The 14,599-nt window shown below is 69.5% G+C and carries 14 protein-coding genes; 8 read left to right on the plus strand and 6 right to left on the minus strand.

Going from position 1 to position 14,599, the window contains the following annotated elements:
- Window positions 1-33: 33 nt before the first annotated feature.
- From J2848_RS09140 to J2848_RS09150, 3 genes are all read right to left on the minus strand, one after another.
- Window positions 34-1,047: a site-specific tyrosine recombinase XerD gene (locus J2848_RS09140; protein ID WP_149229323.1), complete on the minus strand. Its 1,014-nt coding sequence runs from the start codon at window positions 1,045-1,047 to the stop codon at window positions 34-36.
- 42 nt (window positions 1,048-1,089) lie between these two features.
- Entirely contained in the window at window positions 1,090-2,898 is a 1,809-nt protein-coding gene (locus tag J2848_RS09145; RefSeq protein WP_246193600.1) for a hypothetical protein, read from the minus strand.
- A 103-nt stretch (window positions 2,899-3,001) separates the two neighbouring features.
- Complete coding sequence (locus J2848_RS09150) at window positions 3,002-3,142, minus strand: hypothetical protein (RefSeq protein WP_167393297.1); 141 nt, start codon at window positions 3,140-3,142, stop codon at window positions 3,002-3,004.
- A 345-nt stretch (window positions 3,143-3,487) separates the two neighbouring features.
- On the opposite strand from J2848_RS09150, the gene J2848_RS09155 reads away from it, so the two are divergent.
- From J2848_RS09155 to J2848_RS09175, 5 genes are all read left to right on the plus strand, one after another.
- On the plus strand, window positions 3,488-4,174 hold the full coding sequence (locus J2848_RS09155) for a shikimate kinase (protein WP_149229321.1): 687 nt from the start codon (window positions 3,488-3,490) through the stop codon (window positions 4,172-4,174).
- Window positions 4,175-4,222: 48 nt separating this feature from the next.
- Window positions 4,223-5,368 carry a 3-dehydroquinate synthase gene (aroB, locus tag J2848_RS09160; protein WP_149229320.1) on the plus strand — a complete coding sequence of 382 codons (1,146 nt, stop codon included), beginning with the start codon at window positions 4,223-4,225 and terminating at the stop codon, window positions 5,366-5,368.
- Between the two features lie 118 nt (window positions 5,369-5,486).
- The gene (locus J2848_RS09165; RefSeq protein WP_149229319.1) at window positions 5,487-5,972 is read left to right on the plus strand and encodes an SRPBCC family protein; all 486 of its coding nucleotides are present in this window, start codon (window positions 5,487-5,489) and stop codon (window positions 5,970-5,972) included.
- Window positions 5,973-6,139: 167 nt separating this feature from the next.
- Entirely contained in the window at window positions 6,140-6,601 is a 462-nt protein-coding gene (locus tag J2848_RS09170) for a CBS domain-containing protein (protein ID WP_149229318.1), read from the plus strand.
- Between the two features lie 118 nt (window positions 6,602-6,719).
- Window positions 6,720-7,340 (plus strand): DUF2889 domain-containing protein, encoded by a 621-nt coding sequence (locus J2848_RS09175; RefSeq protein WP_149229317.1) that lies wholly within the window; start codon window positions 6,720-6,722, stop codon window positions 7,338-7,340.
- Window positions 7,341-7,415: 75 nt separating this feature from the next.
- Here J2848_RS09175 and J2848_RS09180 read toward each other — a convergent pair whose 3' ends face one another.
- Together J2848_RS09180 and J2848_RS09185 are read right to left on the minus strand one after the other, a co-directional pair.
- Entirely contained in the window at window positions 7,416-7,868 is a 453-nt protein-coding gene (locus J2848_RS09180) for a ribbon-helix-helix domain-containing protein (RefSeq protein ID WP_246193598.1), read from the minus strand.
- A 320-nt stretch (window positions 7,869-8,188) separates the two neighbouring features.
- Entirely contained in the window at window positions 8,189-8,464 is a 276-nt protein-coding gene (locus J2848_RS09185; protein WP_149229315.1) for a BolA family protein, read from the minus strand.
- Between the two features lie 152 nt (window positions 8,465-8,616).
- Here J2848_RS09185 and J2848_RS09190 point away from each other — a divergent pair, with 152 nt between their 5' ends.
- The 3 genes from J2848_RS09190 (at window position 8,617) to cobT (ending at window position 12,410) form a co-directional block, all read left to right on the plus strand.
- Window positions 8,617-9,261 (plus strand): J domain-containing protein, encoded by a 645-nt coding sequence (locus J2848_RS09190; RefSeq protein WP_318604628.1) that lies wholly within the window; start codon window positions 8,617-8,619, stop codon window positions 9,259-9,261.
- 74 nt (window positions 9,262-9,335) lie between these two features.
- The gene (cobS, locus tag J2848_RS09195; protein ID WP_149229314.1) at window positions 9,336-10,340 is read left to right on the plus strand and encodes a cobaltochelatase subunit CobS; all 1,005 of its coding nucleotides are present in this window, start codon (window positions 9,336-9,338) and stop codon (window positions 10,338-10,340) included.
- 198 nt (window positions 10,341-10,538) lie between these two features.
- On the plus strand, window positions 10,539-12,410 hold the full coding sequence (gene cobT / locus J2848_RS09200) for a cobaltochelatase subunit CobT (RefSeq protein WP_149229313.1): 1,872 nt from the start codon (window positions 10,539-10,541) through the stop codon (window positions 12,408-12,410).
- A 63-nt stretch (window positions 12,411-12,473) separates the two neighbouring features.
- Here cobT and J2848_RS09205 read toward each other — a convergent pair whose 3' ends face one another.
- Entirely contained in the window at window positions 12,474-14,519 is a 2,046-nt protein-coding gene (locus J2848_RS09205) for an adenylate/guanylate cyclase domain-containing protein (protein WP_149229312.1), read from the minus strand.
- Between the last annotated feature and the right edge of the window lie 80 nt (window positions 14,520-14,599).

A 14,599-nucleotide genomic window follows, 5' to 3' on the forward strand; every position in this document is an offset into this window, starting at 1 on the left:
CGGCTGACGGTGCCCCACCCATCCTTACCTCCCCTACCCCTCCGACGGCTCCTCCACCTTGCGGCGAGCCAGCGGGTGGTGGTCGTGCATGACCTTCTTCAGCCGTTCCGTCACCACGTGGGTATAGATCTGCGTCGTCGCGATGTCGGCATGCCCCAGCATCTTCTGGACCGAGCGCAGGTCGGCGCCATGGTCCAGCAGGTGGGTGGCGAAGGCGTGGCGCAGGACGTGGGGGCTGACCTTCTCCGGATCGATGCCGGCGTCGATGGCAAGCTGCTTCAGCAGCTGGGCGAAGCGCTGGCGCGTCAGGTGCCCCTCGGCGGAGCTGCGGGACGGAAACAGGAAGGGGCTGTGCCCGGCCTCCGCACCGGCAACGGGTGGGATGAAGTGCCCGCGGAACGGGATGTAGCCGGCCAGCGCCGCCAGTGCCGGGTCGGACAGCGGCACCATCCGCTCCTTGCCGCCCTTGCCGCGCACCAGCAGGCCGCGGCCGTCGCGCATGATCGCCGTCATCGGCAGGCCGACCAGTTCCGACACGCGCAGGCCGGTGGCATAGAGCACCTCCAGCAGCGCCACCAGCCGCAGCCCCTCCGGCCCGCCGCGCGCCTCGGCGGTGGACAGCATGGCGCCGACCTCCGCCTCCGTCAGGATCTTGGGCAGCGGGCGGCCCTGCTTGGGGCTGTCGAGCGGCGAGGCGGGGTCGTCGGCGCGGCGGCCTTCGGACAGCAGGAAGCGGTAGAACTGCCGCATCGCCGACAGCCGCCGCGCCACGGTGCGCGGGGCGCCGTCCTTGCTCTGCACCGCCAGATAGGCGCGCAGATCCTCGGTGCCGGCCGCCTCCAGCGCCACGCTACGCTGGGCGAGCCAGTGGCCGAGGTCGGCAAGGTCACGCTCATAGGCCAGCCGCGTGTTCACCGCCGCCCCGCGCTCCGCCGTCAGCATATCGAGGAAGGCGTCCAGATGCGGGGAGGTGGCGAGCGTGCGCGGCTTGCACGGCCGGCCACGGCGTTTGGCACCTGCTTTGGTTGGGGGCTTGCTGCCGGTCATGGTGTCGGCGTCATCATTGTGGTGGGTTCCCCGGGCATCAGGTCATTCGGCGGTTGAGGTCGGTGTGGCCGGGCCGGCAATGGCGGCCATCGCCTCGCGGACCAGGGCGCGGGCGTCCGGCTCCAGCCCGACCGCCTTCAGGTTGGCCGCCACGCGGGCGGTGACGACGGGCGGCAGGGTGGCGGGTCCGGCCTCCCCCAGCAGAAGCAGGGCGACGGCCACCGTCTCGCCGATGCGCCCGCCGGCCGCGGCGTCGCCCAGCCGCTGCCACAGCGCCGGATCGACGCCGGCGTCGCTGCCGCTGGGCGGGCCGGCGCCGTCGGTGGCGGCCATCCACGCCTCGTCCGGGATAGCGACTCCGGTGGCCTGGAGAAGCGCCAGCTGGCCGGCGACGCGGCTGCGGGCGGGGGTGTCGGCGCCGCGCAGCGCCTCGTCCAGCCATGCGGTCAGCGCGCGCGGGTCTTGAGCCCCCAGATCGCTCCCTTGGCCCGTCGCCACGACGGCCAGCGGCCACAGCCAGGCGGTGTCGGCGCTCCGCCCGCCGCGCAGGGCCAGATCGTGCCAGCGCCGCGCCTGATCGAGCCGGCCAAGCGCGTAATAGAGCCGCGCCGCCGCCGGGGCCAGCACCGCGGCATCGCCGGTCGGCGACACGCTGTCGAGCAGCCCGGCGGCGGCACCGCCGACCGGCCCGGCGCGCAGGCGCGGGTCGACCAGCTCCACCGCCACCCCGGCCAGCGCCACCCGACGCCGGCCATCCATCGCCGCCGCCATCGCCTGATGGACCAGGGCACGGGTGCGGGCGCCGCGGTCGCGCCGGGCGATGTCGCGGACCCGCAGCAGCTCGTCCCCCACCGCCGGAACCTGGGCATAGAGATCCTGCAACTGGCGGGCGTCGAGGAACAGGGAGGCCGCCGCCCGTTCGCCGGCGGCGGCACGGGTGGTCGCATCGACAGCAGGGTTGGTGGCTATGGCGGCCAATGCCGGCAGCTTGTCCAGCGGCAGCCGGTCAGGCGGCACACCGATCCGCGCCGTGCGCATGGCGGCGAGCAGCAGCGCCAAGCCATCGGCATCCTCTTGCAGCGACAGCGAGCGGGCGGGCGGCGGTGCGGCGCCGGCCAGCGCCTCGGCAACCAGCAGGAAGGTGTCGGACCGGCGGCCGTTGCCGCGCAGACCCGCCAACGCCTCGTCGGTGCCGGCTCGATCGCCGGCGCGGGCACGGCAGAACAGCGCCAGTTTCGACCAGTAGGCGGAGGCGAAGCTCTTGCCGCGCGCCAGCGCGCGCGGGCAGTCCAGGCCGCCGCGCACCAGTTCGGCATCGGTCAGCGCCCTGGCCGCCGGCTCGTCCGCCGCCAGCGCCGCCGGCAGAAGCCCGGCCAGATCGGCCGCCCCGGCGGGATCGCCGAGCCGGGCCAGCTTCTCGATGCGCAGGGCACCCAGACGGCGGGGTGGCGGCAGCTCCCCGGTCGCGACCGCTGGAGAGCCGGCACTCAGCAGCAGCCGGCGCTCCAGTGCCTTGACCGTGGGGGAGGGAGTGTCGACCGGCAGGGCGGCGATCAGGGGCAGAAGCTCCGCCCGGCCGATGCCGCGCCAGGGATCGCTGCCCAGTCCCTGCAAGCCGGCGAGGGGACCGGCGCCGTCCGGGTCGGGTGCGCCCAATGGCTCGCGCACGACGGGTGCCGGCCGCGCCACCACCGGAGAGACGGCGGGTGGCGGGGTCACCACGGGCGGGTAGGCCGGCACGACGGCTGGAGCGGGGACGGGGGCGGCGGTCCGGGACGGGGCGGGAGCTTCCACCGCGGCATCGGGCGTCAGCCGGATCGGCGGGCCGGCCACCTGTGCAGGAGCAGCCACGGACCAGCCGGCCCCCAGCAATCCGGCCAGCAATCCGGCCAGCAGCGGAACGGTTCCCTGTCGGACATCCCCAGGTCGGGTGCCCCCGGCCCGTTGTCGGGGTTCAGCGCGGGAAGCGCTCATCCGGCAGAACCTTCTCCACCGTTTTCGACGGAGCCGGCAGGTCCCAGGAGGCGAGGAACACCATGCCACCGGCGATCACCAGCAACAGCAGGACGAAGAGGATCGAGAGAAACCGGCTCATGGCACCAGGGACGTGTTGTGTCGGGAAAAACAGCGGAGCGGAGCGGAGCTACCACGCCCTGCAGCCGCAGGGCTTGGGACAAGCAACGGCTTTTCTGCTAAAGCATCCGCGACCCGGCCGCGGCGTCGGGCGGCGGCGCAGTGTAGCCACAGGTTGGACCGCCGCGCAACCCGTCCACCGGGCCATTCACCGGCTCTCCAACAGGATGCGGGGCAGGATGCGGGGCAAAGCCGGGGCGCTTGTGCCGGCCAGCTTTCGGCGGGTATGAGTGTTGTCTGTTGCAGCGGTGCGACGGCCGGCGGAGACGCCGGCGGGCTGGCACCGGAGAGTGCGGGTGGCGATCGGATGGATGTGATGGGACTGCGCAAGGCGATGACGGCCCAAGGTCCGGGTACTGGTCCGGGCACGGGTGCTGCGGCGGATGCGGAGCCGCTGCTGCCGCGCACCGTGGTGCTGGTCGGGCTGATGGGGGCCGGCAAGAGCGCCATCGGGCGCCGGCTGGCGACGCGCCTGCACCTGCCCTTCCGCGACGCCGACACCGAGATCGAGGCCGCGGCCGGCTGCACCATCGCCGAGATCTTCGCCCGCGACGGCGAGCCGGTCTTCCGCTCCGTCGAACGCCGCATCATCACCCGTCTGGTGAAGGACGAGCCGGTGCATATCCTGGCGACCGGCGGCGGCGCCTTCATGGACCCGGAGACCCGCGCCGCCGTCCGTCAGCATGGCGTGTCGGTCTGGCTGCGCGCCGAGCTGGACGTGCTGGTCGCCCGCACCGCCCGGCGCACCCACCGCCCGATCCTGAACCAGGGCGACCCGCGCGCCATCCTGGGCCGGCTGATGGAGCAGCGCTATCCCGTCTATGCCGAGGCCGACCTGACCGTGGTCAGCGACGAACGGCCGCCCGATGTGACGGTGGAACTGGTGATCGACGCGCTGGAGGCGCATTTCGGCGTCCCGCTCCCCCACCGCCAGGGCCAAGGTCACGGCCAGGGCCAGCGCGGCGGACGGCCCGGCAAGACCGACGCCCCCTGATACTCTTTTCGCCCCCTTCCTGAACCACCAGCTTCGCGGACTGCCCCGATGACCTCCGTCAACGCCACCACCCCGGCCGCACTCGACACCGTCCGCCTGGAGCTGGGCGCCCGCAGCTACGACATCCTGGTCGGCGACGGCGTGCTGGCCGATGCCGGCGAGCGCATCGCCGCCGTCACCCGCGGCCGGGCGCCCATCGTGGTGACCGACGCCAACGTGGCGCCGCTGCATCTGGACACACTGAACGCCGCGATGCTGGAGGCGGGGATCGCCCCGCAGCCGGCCATCGTCCTGCCGGCCGGCGAGAAGACCAAGGACTTCGCCCATTTCCAGCAGCTGATGGACGATGTGCTGGGCCGCGGCATCGAGCGGTCCACCGTGCTGCTGGCGCTGGGCGGCGGCGTGATCGGCGACATCACCGGTTTCGCCGCGGCGTCGGCCCTGCGCGGCATCGACTTCATCCAGGTGCCGACCACGCTGCTGTCCCAGGTCGACAGTTCGGTCGGCGGCAAGACCGGCATCAACAGCCGGCACGGCAAGAACCTGATCGGCGCCTTCCATCAGCCGCGTCTGGTCATCGCCGACACCGCCACGCTGGACACCCTGCCGCGGCGCGAGGTGCTGGCCGGCTATGCCGAGGTGGTGAAATACGGCCTGATCCGCCAGCCCGACTTCTTCGCCTGGCTGGAGCAGAATGGCCGGCGGGTGGTGGACGGCGACAGCGACGCCCGGCGCCACGCCGTTACGGTCAGCTGCCGCGCCAAGGCCGACATCGTTGGCGTCGACGAGCGCGAGAGCGGCGACCGCGCTCTGTTGAACCTGGGCCACACCTTCGGCCATGCGCTGGAGGCGGCGACCGGCTTCGGCCAGACCCTGCTGCATGGCGAAGGGGTGGCGATCGGCATGGTGCTGGCCTTCGACCTCTCGGTGCGGCTGGGGCTGTGCCCGGCCGAGGACGCCCGGCGCGCCCGCGCCCATCTGGCCGATGTCGGCCTGCCGGTGCGCCCGGCCGACATCCCCGGCGTCGCCTGGGACGTCGACGGGCTGGTCCGGTCGATGGCCAAGGACAAGAAGGTGCAGGACGGCCGCATCACCTTCATCCTGGCCGACCGCATCGGCAACGCCTTCACCCGTCGCGACGTCGATGCCGCCGCCGTCCGCGCGGTTCTGGAGGAGGCGGTCCAGCCGGCCTGATTTCCACTCATCACGGATAATCAGTCTTTCGCACAATAGCCGCGGCAACGGTTGCCCACCCATACTTCGCCTCAAGACCGCGGCCATTCGGCCGGGGCAACAACGGGGAGGATGGGTGATGAAGGCGATGCTTGGCATGTCGGCCCTGGGGGTGCTGCTGGCGGCCGCGCCGGCCATGGCGCTGGAGGTTCGCGAGCAGGCGACGATCAAGGCGCCGATCGAGCAGGTATGGAAGCAGATCGGCCCCTTCTGCGCGATCAGCGACTGGCACCCGGCGGTGGAAAGCTGCACCCTGCGCAAGACCGGCGACAAACAGGAACGCGACATCGCGCTGAAGGGCGGCGGCGCCATCCAGGAGCGGCTGACCGGCCTTTCCGCCGCCAAGCACCGGCTGCGCTACACGCTGCTGAGCGGGCCGCTGCCGGTGAAGAACTACAATTCCACCATCCGGCTGAGCGCGGTGGACGCCCGCACTACCCGAATCACCTGGTCCTCGCGCTTCGAAGCCAAGGGTGCCTCCGACGCAGAGGCCCGCAAGGCGATTGCCGGCATCTACACCAGCGGCTTCGACGGTCTGCGCAAGCGTCTGGAATCCGGCCAGTAACCGCACCAGGGTCGGCAGTGCCCCGGCGTTCGCGGGAAATTCCAGACAATCAGTTATATTGACGATCAGCACAACAAGCTGACAGGATCGTGTATGCCGCGCTGCGAAATCGCGGTCGAGTGCATCGTTCGTCCACAAAACCTGCAATCACGAGGGAGATGGGACACATGCCGACACGCCGACTGATGCCCGACGTCATCAAGAACCAGGAGCTGACCTGCCTGCCGCCGGGCGCCACCGTGCGCGACGCCGCCACGCTGATGGCGGAAAAGCGTATCGCCGCCGTGCTGGTCACCGAAGGGAGGACGCTGAAGGGCATCGTCACCGAACGCGACATGACCACCCGTGTGGTCGCGGCCGGGCTCGACCCCGACACCACCCCATTGTCGTCGGTGATGACCGCCGATCCCGACACGCTGGAACCCTCGGCCACCGCGCTGGCGGCGCTCGACCTGATGGAACGGCACCATTACCGCCACCTGCCCATCGCGGTGGACGGCGAGGTGGTCGGCATGGTGTCGATCCGCGACCTGTTCGCCGTGGTGCGCACCCATCTGGAGGACGAGTTGCGCAGCCGCGAGGCTTATATGTTCGGCAGCGGTTATTCGGCGGAAGCCACGGTCGGGTGACCCGGAACGGGACTGACCTATAGGTAACGCTGCATTGCGGCGGGGTCGGGTTGACCGGGCGCCCGGCCCCGCCGATAGTCGAGGGTGAGCCATCCTCTCTGCTGAACTGGAAAGCCCGATGTCCGCGCCCTCGCTGTCCGCCCCCGCCGCGCGCGAGCCGATTCACACCCGCCGCGTCACCTGCCAGGGCTTCCGGCGCACCGACGGGCTGTGGGACATCGAAGGCCACCTGACCGACGTCAAAAGCTATGGCTTCCGCACGGAGGAACGCGGGCATCTGGAGCCGGGCACACCGATCCACCAGATGTGGATGCGCCTGACCGTCGACGACAAGTTGACCGTCCAGGCGGTGGAAGCGGTGACCGAACACAGCCCCTACAATGCCTGCGGCAGCATCACGCCACGGTTTCAGCAACTGGTGGGGCTGCGTATCGGTCCGGGCTGGACCCGGGCGGTGAAGGACCGGCTGGGCGGGCCGAAGGGCTGCACCCATCTGGTGGAACTGCTGGGGCCGCTGGCGACCACCGCCTTCCAGACCGTCTACCCGATTCTGACCCGCGAGGCGGCGGACCGCGCGAAGGCCTCCGGCAAGCCGGCCCAGGATGACGGCAAGCGGCCGGTGCTGCTGAACATGTGCCACATCTTCGACAGCAATGGCGAAGTCGTCCGCAAAAATTGGCCGACACATTACACCGGAGACCAAAATAAAGACGCCGCCCGGGAAGAGGCGGCGGAATAAGAAGCAGGTTTATCGCAGGTAGCGGCCGACAGGCGGCTGGGGCGGACACCGGGTGGCGCCGCCGGGTGATGCCGCTCAGGCCTCCAGACCGGGCCGGGCCGGAGCGGCCTGGGTTGGCCCTGGTGCAGGAAAACTGCCACCCGCAGCGACCGCGGTCTTGGCCCCTTCGTTATCGTCGGCCGACGGCAGTTCGAACGGCGTGCCGACAAACGGGTCGCTGCCGCCATGGCCGGCGCGCTGATGGCCGTCCTCCGTGCAGGCACGGCGATAATATGACGCAATGAAGACGCGCACCGCGGAGGTCAATGTGACATCCGCGTCCTCCGGCTTGATGCCCTTGCGGCGCGCCTGCTCCTCGATCCGCTCCTTGATCTGGGTGCAGAGGCGGTTGACGGTCATGCCTTCCCGACGGCCGATATCCTCCAGAGCATCCCACATCGACGGTTCCAGCCGCATGCTCGTGCGGTGTCCGCCGATCATGATGTTCTGGCTCCTCAGCGGTTCCACCCCCCCATGGGAAGTGTTCACGCGCTTTTTCTTCGGCCCACGCTTCGCCATCCGCAGCCCCTTCCACGAAGCCGCCGGCGGACATGCGAAGTTTTTGTCCGCCACGGCGCGATAAATGGTTGCATATATCGCACTTTACTAAACGCGGCGGGAAATGCAACCACGCTAGCGTCTCCCGTTCTTACAAGTTTTCCTAAAATCGACTCTTGGTTGCATCCATATGTATGCTATTTCGAGCACTCAACCGCTCGTTATTTAAAACGCACGAATGATCAGTCTTCAGCGACCTGCGGAAGAAAAAAGGGGAGGTGTTCAAGTCCCGGCTTCACCGGGCGGGTGCTTTATGCCCCAGCCTCGCCGGGGGCATGGGTGGTCAGGCCCAGCGCATGCACCCGCTCGCGCAGTTCGTCGGCAAGCAGGGTGTAGACCATCCGCTGACGCTCCACCCGCGACTTGCCGGCAAAGGCGGTGGAGACGACGGTGACGTGGAAGTGGGTCTCCCCGGCGGCGTCCGCCCCGGCATGGCCGGCATGGCGGGCACTGTCGTCGACCACCTCCAGCCGGTCCGGCGCCAGTCCGGCGGTCAGCTTTTCGCGGATGCGGGTGGCGTATTCCATGGCGGGATCCTGATGTCTCGGCTCTGGCCGGGGATGGGGGGAAGTGGCTGGGGCGGGCGGGCATGTCCCGGCAGCAGCAGCCGGCAGTCAGGAGACGGTGCGATCCCTGCCCTGTCAAGCATCTGTCAAGCCTGGGGCCCCGCGGATTGCGGATGACGGAAGCCCGATTCGGCGCGCTTGCCAGAGGCATCCGCTCTTCCCATACTTGGCCGATGACCAGGAACCGCACCCGCTCCAGTTACGACGCCTATGCCGCCCCGCGTGCGGCCACCCGTGTGTGCGACCATCCCGATTGCGTCGCCGCCGGTGAATACCGTGCGCCGAAAAGCCGCAGCAGCCTCAACGAATACTGGTGGTTCTGCCTGGACCATGTGCGGGAGTACAACCGGGCCTGGGATTACTACGCCGGCATGTCCACCGACCAGATCGAGGCGGAGGTGCGGAGCGACACCACTTGGCAGCGGCCGAGCTGGCCGCTCGGCAAATGGGCGACGCAGGAGCGCTTCATCCGCGACCGCGTCGTCAACGGCTTCAGTTTTGAATTCGGCCAGGACACCGGCAAGACGAAGGACGAGGAAAAGGCGCACCGGCGCCACCATGCCCGCACCGACGAGGAAAAAGCGCTGGCGGTCCTCGAACTGACGCCACCTGTGGACTTCACACGGATCAAGGCACGCTATCGGGAGCTTGCGAAAAAGCATCATCCCGATGCCAACGGCGGCGACAAGGCTGCGGAAGAACGCCTGAAAGAAATCAATCAGGCCTACAATACGCTGAAAGCCTGTTATGCTGCCTGAAACCCCGATGGCGGGCCGGGTCAATCCCGCGGCCGCCGGACAACCGACACTCGCTGGAACGTAAGAAACCACCCATGGCTTCCCAAGGAGCGACCCAGGCCAGCTCGGCCCTGTTCGACCACAAGCCCGACACGACGGTCTCGGTGCGTGAGGTCTTCGGCATCGACAGCGACATGCAGGTGCCGGCCTTCAGCCAGCGCACGGAGCATGTGCCCGACCTCGACAGCGCCTACCGCTTCGACCGGGACACAACTCTGGCCATCCTCGCCGGCTTCGCCTACAACCGCCGCGTCATGGTCCAGGGCTATCACGGCACCGGCAAGTCGACCCACATCGAGCAGGTGGCGGCCCGGCTGAACTGGCCCTGCATCCGCGTCAACCTGGACAGCCACATCAGCCGCATCGACCTGATGGGCAAGGATGCCATCGTTCTGCGCGACGGCGTGCAGGTCACCGAATACCGCGAGGGCATCCTGCCCTGGGCCCTGCAGCATGCCTGCGCCCTGGTGTTCGACGAATATGACGCCGGCCGCCCCGACGTGATGTTCGTGATCCAGCGCGTGCTGGAGGTGGAAGGCAAGCTGACGCTGCTCGACCAGAACCGCGTCATCCGCCCGCACCCGGCCTTCCGCCTGTTCGCCACGGCGAACACCGTCGGGCTGGGCGACACCACCGGCCTCTATCACGGCACCCAGCAGATCAACCAGGGCCAGATGGACCGCTGGAACATCGTGGCGACCCTGAACTACCTGCCGGTCGACGCCGAGGTGAAGATCGTCCAGGCCAAGGTCGCGTCCTATGACGACGCCAGGGGCCGCGACACGGTGGCGTCGATGGTGCGTCTGGCCGACCTGACCCGCGCCGGCTTCATCAACGGCGACATCTCCACCGTGATGAGCCCGCGCACGGTCATCACCTGGGCCGAGAACGCGCAGATCTTCAACGACGTCGCCTTCGCCTTCCGCATCACCTTCCTCAACAAGTGCGACGAGGTGGAGCGGCCGACGGTGGCCGAATACTACCAGCGCTGCTTCGGCGTGGAACTGCCGGAGACGGGGGTCCAGGCGACCCTCGTGTGAGATCCCGTGCTGCGCCCTGTTCTTCGGTGGAGCCGGGGCGCAGCACACAAGGATTCACACGGATCGGGACGGACGGCATTCCGGGCAAGAGCTTGTATCAGCGGTTCACGTCCCGGCATGTCCGTGAGCGCCATGCCCTGTTCCGTGTCAATCTTGCCCACTGCGCCGTAACTCTCCCAAGAACGAAGACGCTCCGCGATGACCACCCAGAACGACACCCCCGTCGAAGCCTTCAAGCGGTCCACCACCGCCACGGTGCGCGCCATGTCCCGGCGGGCGGAGGTGCAGGTCGGCTTTTCGTCCGATCCGCCGGGGCTGTCGGGCCAGCGGGTGCGGGTGCCACTGCCGGCGCGGGACCTCAACCCCGTCGAGGTCGCCAAGCTGCGCGGGGCGGCCGATGCCGTGGCGCTGCGGCTGCGCTACCACGACGCCTCGGTTCATGCCCACCGCATGCCGCTGGGCGATGCCGCGCGCCAGGCTTATGACGCGATGGAACAGGCGCGCTGCGAGGCGCTGGGCAGCCGCGACATGGCCGGCGTCGCCCATAACCTGGAAGCGGCGCTTGAGGATCGCTACAGCCGCCAGGGCTTCGACCGCTTTGAGGACCGCGGGCAGGTGCCCTTGTCGGAAGCGCTACGGATGATGGCGCGCGAGGCAATGACCGGTGCGCCGCCGCCGCCCGCCGCCGCCCACGCCGTCGACCTCTGGCGCCCCTGGATCGAGGAGCGGCTGGGCAAGGACCTGAAGGGGCTGGCCAATTACGCCGGTGACCAGGAAGCCTACGCCAAGGCCGTCCGCCGCCTGCTGGCCGACCTCGACATGGAAGTCGGACAGGAAGCCGACCAGGAGGAGGAGGAGGACCAGCAGACCCAGTCCTCCGAGGACGAGGAGTCGCCCCAGCACGGCCAGACCCGCGGCCAGGACGAGGACCAGTCCGACTCCGAATCGATGGCCTCGTCGGAGATGCAGGATTCGTCGGAGGCCGGCGAGAGCGCCGAGGAGGGCGCCGGCGAGGAAGGCGACATGGAGATGGGTGAGGGCGAGGGGGCGGAGGAGCCCGCCGGCCCCGGCCAGCCCTGGCGCAACGACCTCAACCGTCGCAACGAGCCCGATCCCAACGCCTACAAGGCCTTCACCACCCAGTATGACGAGGTGGTCGATGCCGCCGACCTCTGCGACCCGGCCGAGCTGGAACGGCTGCGCCACCTGCTGGACCAGCAGCTCCTGCACCTGCAGGGCGTGATCTCCAAGCTGGCGAACCGGCTGCAGCGCCGGCTGATGGCCAAACAGCAGCGCTCCTGGAACTTCGACCTGGAGGAGGGCATCCTGGACGCCGCCCGGCTGGCCCGCGTCGTCGCCAACCCGGTCCTGCCGCTCTCCTTCAAGGCGGAGAAGGAGATGGATTTCCGCGACACGGTGGTGTCGCTGCTGATCGACAATTCCGGCTCGATGCGCGGGCGGCCGATCTCCATCGCCGCGATGAGCGCCGACATCCTCGCCCGCACGCTGGAGCGCTGTGCGGTGAAGGTTGAGGTGCTGGGCTTCACCACCCGCGCCTGGAAGGGCGGACAGGCGCGCGAGGCCTGGGTTGCCGGCGGCAAGCCGCCCCATCCCGGCCGGCTGAACGACCTGCGCCACATCGTCTACAAGGCGGCGGACATGCCGTGGCGCCGCGCCCGCAAGAATCTGGGCCTGATGCTGCGCGAAGGCATCCTGAAGGAGAACATCGACGGCGAGGCACTGCAATGGGCGCATAACCGGCTGCTCGGCCGACCGGAACAGCGCCGCATCCTGATGGTGATCTCCGACGGCGCGCCGGTGGACGATTCGACCCTGTCGGTGAATGCCGGCAACTATCTGGAGCGCCATCTGCGCCAGACCATCGAGCAGATCGAGACCCGCTCGCCCGTCGAGCTGGTGGCGATCGGCATCGGCCACGACGTGACCCGCTATTACCGCCGCGCCGTGACCATCGTCGATGCGGAGCAGCTGGGCGGCACGATGATGAACAAGCTGGCCGAACTGTTCGACGAGGACGACCGCCGCGGCGGCCGTCGCGGCTGGCGTTGAGGTAAGGAACCGGCAGGGACGTCTTCAGCTTTCCAATGACTTAGATGGAAACACCAGCCCACTTCAGGGCGTATCCTTACCTGCGAACGCTGGTTTGGCAGTCTCACCCGCCACCGGCGGGGGTGCGGCGGGCGGCGCTGCCGGCGCCGCTTTCTCCCCCGCCTTCGCGGCGTCCTTCCTCTCCTCCTCCAGCACCAGGCGCCAGAGTTCGGTCATCCCGGTTCTGCCACGCAGCGACCGGCCGCCCTGGCGGACCAGCGGGACGGCGTCCTTGCCCTTGGCGGCGGTGACGCCACTGGTCAGCACGATCACCTCGGACTCGCCCTGGAGAGCCGCCGACAGTTCCTCGATGCGGGCGGCGACGTTCACGGTGTCGCCGACGATGGTGTAGTTGATCCGGCTGTCGGAGCCGATGTTGCCCACCACCACCGGACCGCTGTGCAGGCCGACACGGACATGGATCGGCGCCCGGCCCTCGGCGATGCGGCGGCGGTTGTCGGCGCGGATGGCGTGGTGGATCGCCAGCGCGGCACGTAGCGCGCGGACGGCATGGTCCTCCTGCGCCTCCGGCGCGCCCCAGAAGGCCATCAGCGAATCGCCGATGAACTTGTCCACCGTGCCGCCCTCCGCCTCGATGCAGGCGGCGAGCAGGGTGAAATGCTCGTTCAGCAGGGCGGCGGTGTCGGCGGCGGCCATATGCTCGGCCATGCGGGAGAAACCGCGGATGTCGGTGAACATCACCGTCACCTCGCGCTGCACCGAATCGAGCCCGCCCTCGGTCTCGCGCTGGCGCATCAGGCGCAGGACCAGCGCCTTCGGCACATAGGTCTCGAACCAGCGCAAACCGGCGACCATGGCGTTGAAGGCGGTGGCGGCGCGCGCCATCTCGCGCAGGCGGGAGTCGGGCAGGTCGGGGATGGCGCGGAATTCGAAGGCGCGGACGCGGTCGGCGGCCTCGGCCAGCCGCGCCACCTGCCGGCTGATCCGCCGCCCGACCAGCAGCGCCACCCCGACCGACACCAGCAGGATGGCGAAGCCGACGGCGCCGGTGATGTAGAGCCGGCGGATCTCGACGTTCAGCTCGCCGTCGCGATAGCCGATGCCGATGATCCAGTCCTGCTGGCCGTAGCCCGCCATCTTGCGGGTCAGGAAGATGTAGTCGCTGCCCAGCACGCGCACGCCGCGCGCCTCCACCCGCTTCTTCAGCGACTGGACCGGCACGCCGCTGGACCACAGCGCCGCCAGCGCCGGGTCGTCGACCTGATCGATGCGCGGCAGCGGTGGGCCGTCCAGCTTGCCGGAGAAGTCGAAGCTGCGGCCGACCAGCGCCGGGTGGGCCAACACATGGCTGTGGTCGTACAGCACGAAAGCGTTCAGCCCCTGCTCCACATACAGCACCGACAGGAAGCGCGACAGATCGCCCAGCGAGACGCCGACCGCCACCTGCCCCAGATAGCGCCCGTCACGCCGCACCGGCTGGTAGAGGGTGACGAAGCTGTTCTGCGCCTCCTTCAGCCAGCGCGGATCGGCCCAACTGGCGGCGCTGCGGTTGGGGCCGTCCAGCACCTCCGGCGGGATGTCGCTGTCGCCCTGCATGTCGAAGGGATCGGCAACCAGCCCACCGTTCAGCCGGCCGACGCGGACCCCGGTCAGATCCGGGCGGATGAAGGCGAGGCCGGTCACGTCCGGGGCGCCTGCCAGCGCACCGCGCAGCGTGTCGATCATCGCCGTGTTGTCGCCGGCCCGCAGGTCGCCGCGCTCGATCAGCCCTGCGACGAAGCGCGCCATTTCCCGCGCCGGGTCGAGCTGGTGGCGGACCCGCACCTCCACCCCGGCCAGCGCCAGATCGGCCTTGTCGTTCAGCAGGGCGAAGGTGTTGGTGCTGGCGCTGACCAGACCCAGGACCAGGACGCTGGCGACCGCCGCCAGCATCAGCGACCCGAACCCCGCCACCAGCACCGCGGCGATGGGCAGCCGCAGGCGTCGACGCCCGACAGGCTTTGACCCCGACTTCGATGCAGGCTTTCCCGCCGTCTTGCCGGCCGGCTTCACGGCCGTCGCCGGAAGGGTCGGGGCAATCGGGGTGCGCGCTGAAGGGGTGTCGGGCATGCGCGGCAGCCTACCCGCCCATCCGTCCGGCGGCAACCCGCGGGGCTGTATCCTTACGCGGATTTCATACCGTTTTGCTC

The sequence above is a fragment of the Azospirillum lipoferum genome (assembly GCF_024170005.1).
Classification (GTDB): domain Bacteria; phylum Pseudomonadota; class Alphaproteobacteria; order Azospirillales; family Azospirillaceae; genus Azospirillum; species Azospirillum lipoferum.

Bases quoted from the DNA above. Each gene is read 5' to 3' on its own strand.
- J2848_RS09175 (WP_149229317.1), top strand. From the start codon at position 6,720: ATGTCCGCGCCCTCGCTGTCCGCCCCCGCCGCGCGCGAGCCGATTCAC.
- J2848_RS09140 (WP_149229323.1), bottom strand. From the start codon at position 1,047: ATGACCGGCAGCAAGCCCCCAACCAAAGCAGGTGCCAAACGCCGTGGC.
- J2848_RS09205 (WP_149229312.1), bottom strand. From the start codon at position 14,519: ATGCCCGACACCCCTTCAGCGCGCACCCCGATTGCCCCGACCCTTCCG.
- J2848_RS09170 (WP_149229318.1), top strand. From the start codon at position 6,140: ATGCCGACACGCCGACTGATGCCCGACGTCATCAAGAACCAGGAGCTG.
- J2848_RS09185 (WP_149229315.1), bottom strand. From the start codon at position 8,464: ATGGAATACGCCACCCGCATCCGCGAAAAGCTGACCGCCGGACTGGCG.
- aroB (WP_149229320.1), top strand. From the start codon at position 4,223: ATGACCTCCGTCAACGCCACCACCCCGGCCGCACTCGACACCGTCCGC.
- J2848_RS09165 (WP_149229319.1), top strand. From the start codon at position 5,487: ATGAAGGCGATGCTTGGCATGTCGGCCCTGGGGGTGCTGCTGGCGGCC.
- cobT (WP_149229313.1), top strand. From the start codon at position 10,539: ATGACCACCCAGAACGACACCCCCGTCGAAGCCTTCAAGCGGTCCACC.
- cobS (WP_149229314.1), top strand. From the start codon at position 9,336: ATGGCTTCCCAAGGAGCGACCCAGGCCAGCTCGGCCCTGTTCGACCAC.
- J2848_RS09150 (WP_167393297.1), bottom strand. From the start codon at position 3,142: ATGAGCCGGTTTCTCTCGATCCTCTTCGTCCTGCTGTTGCTGGTGATC.
- J2848_RS09155 (WP_149229321.1), top strand. From the start codon at position 3,488: ATGGATGTGATGGGACTGCGCAAGGCGATGACGGCCCAAGGTCCGGGT.
- J2848_RS09190 (WP_318604628.1), top strand. From the start codon at position 8,617: ATGACGGAAGCCCGATTCGGCGCGCTTGCCAGAGGCATCCGCTCTTCC.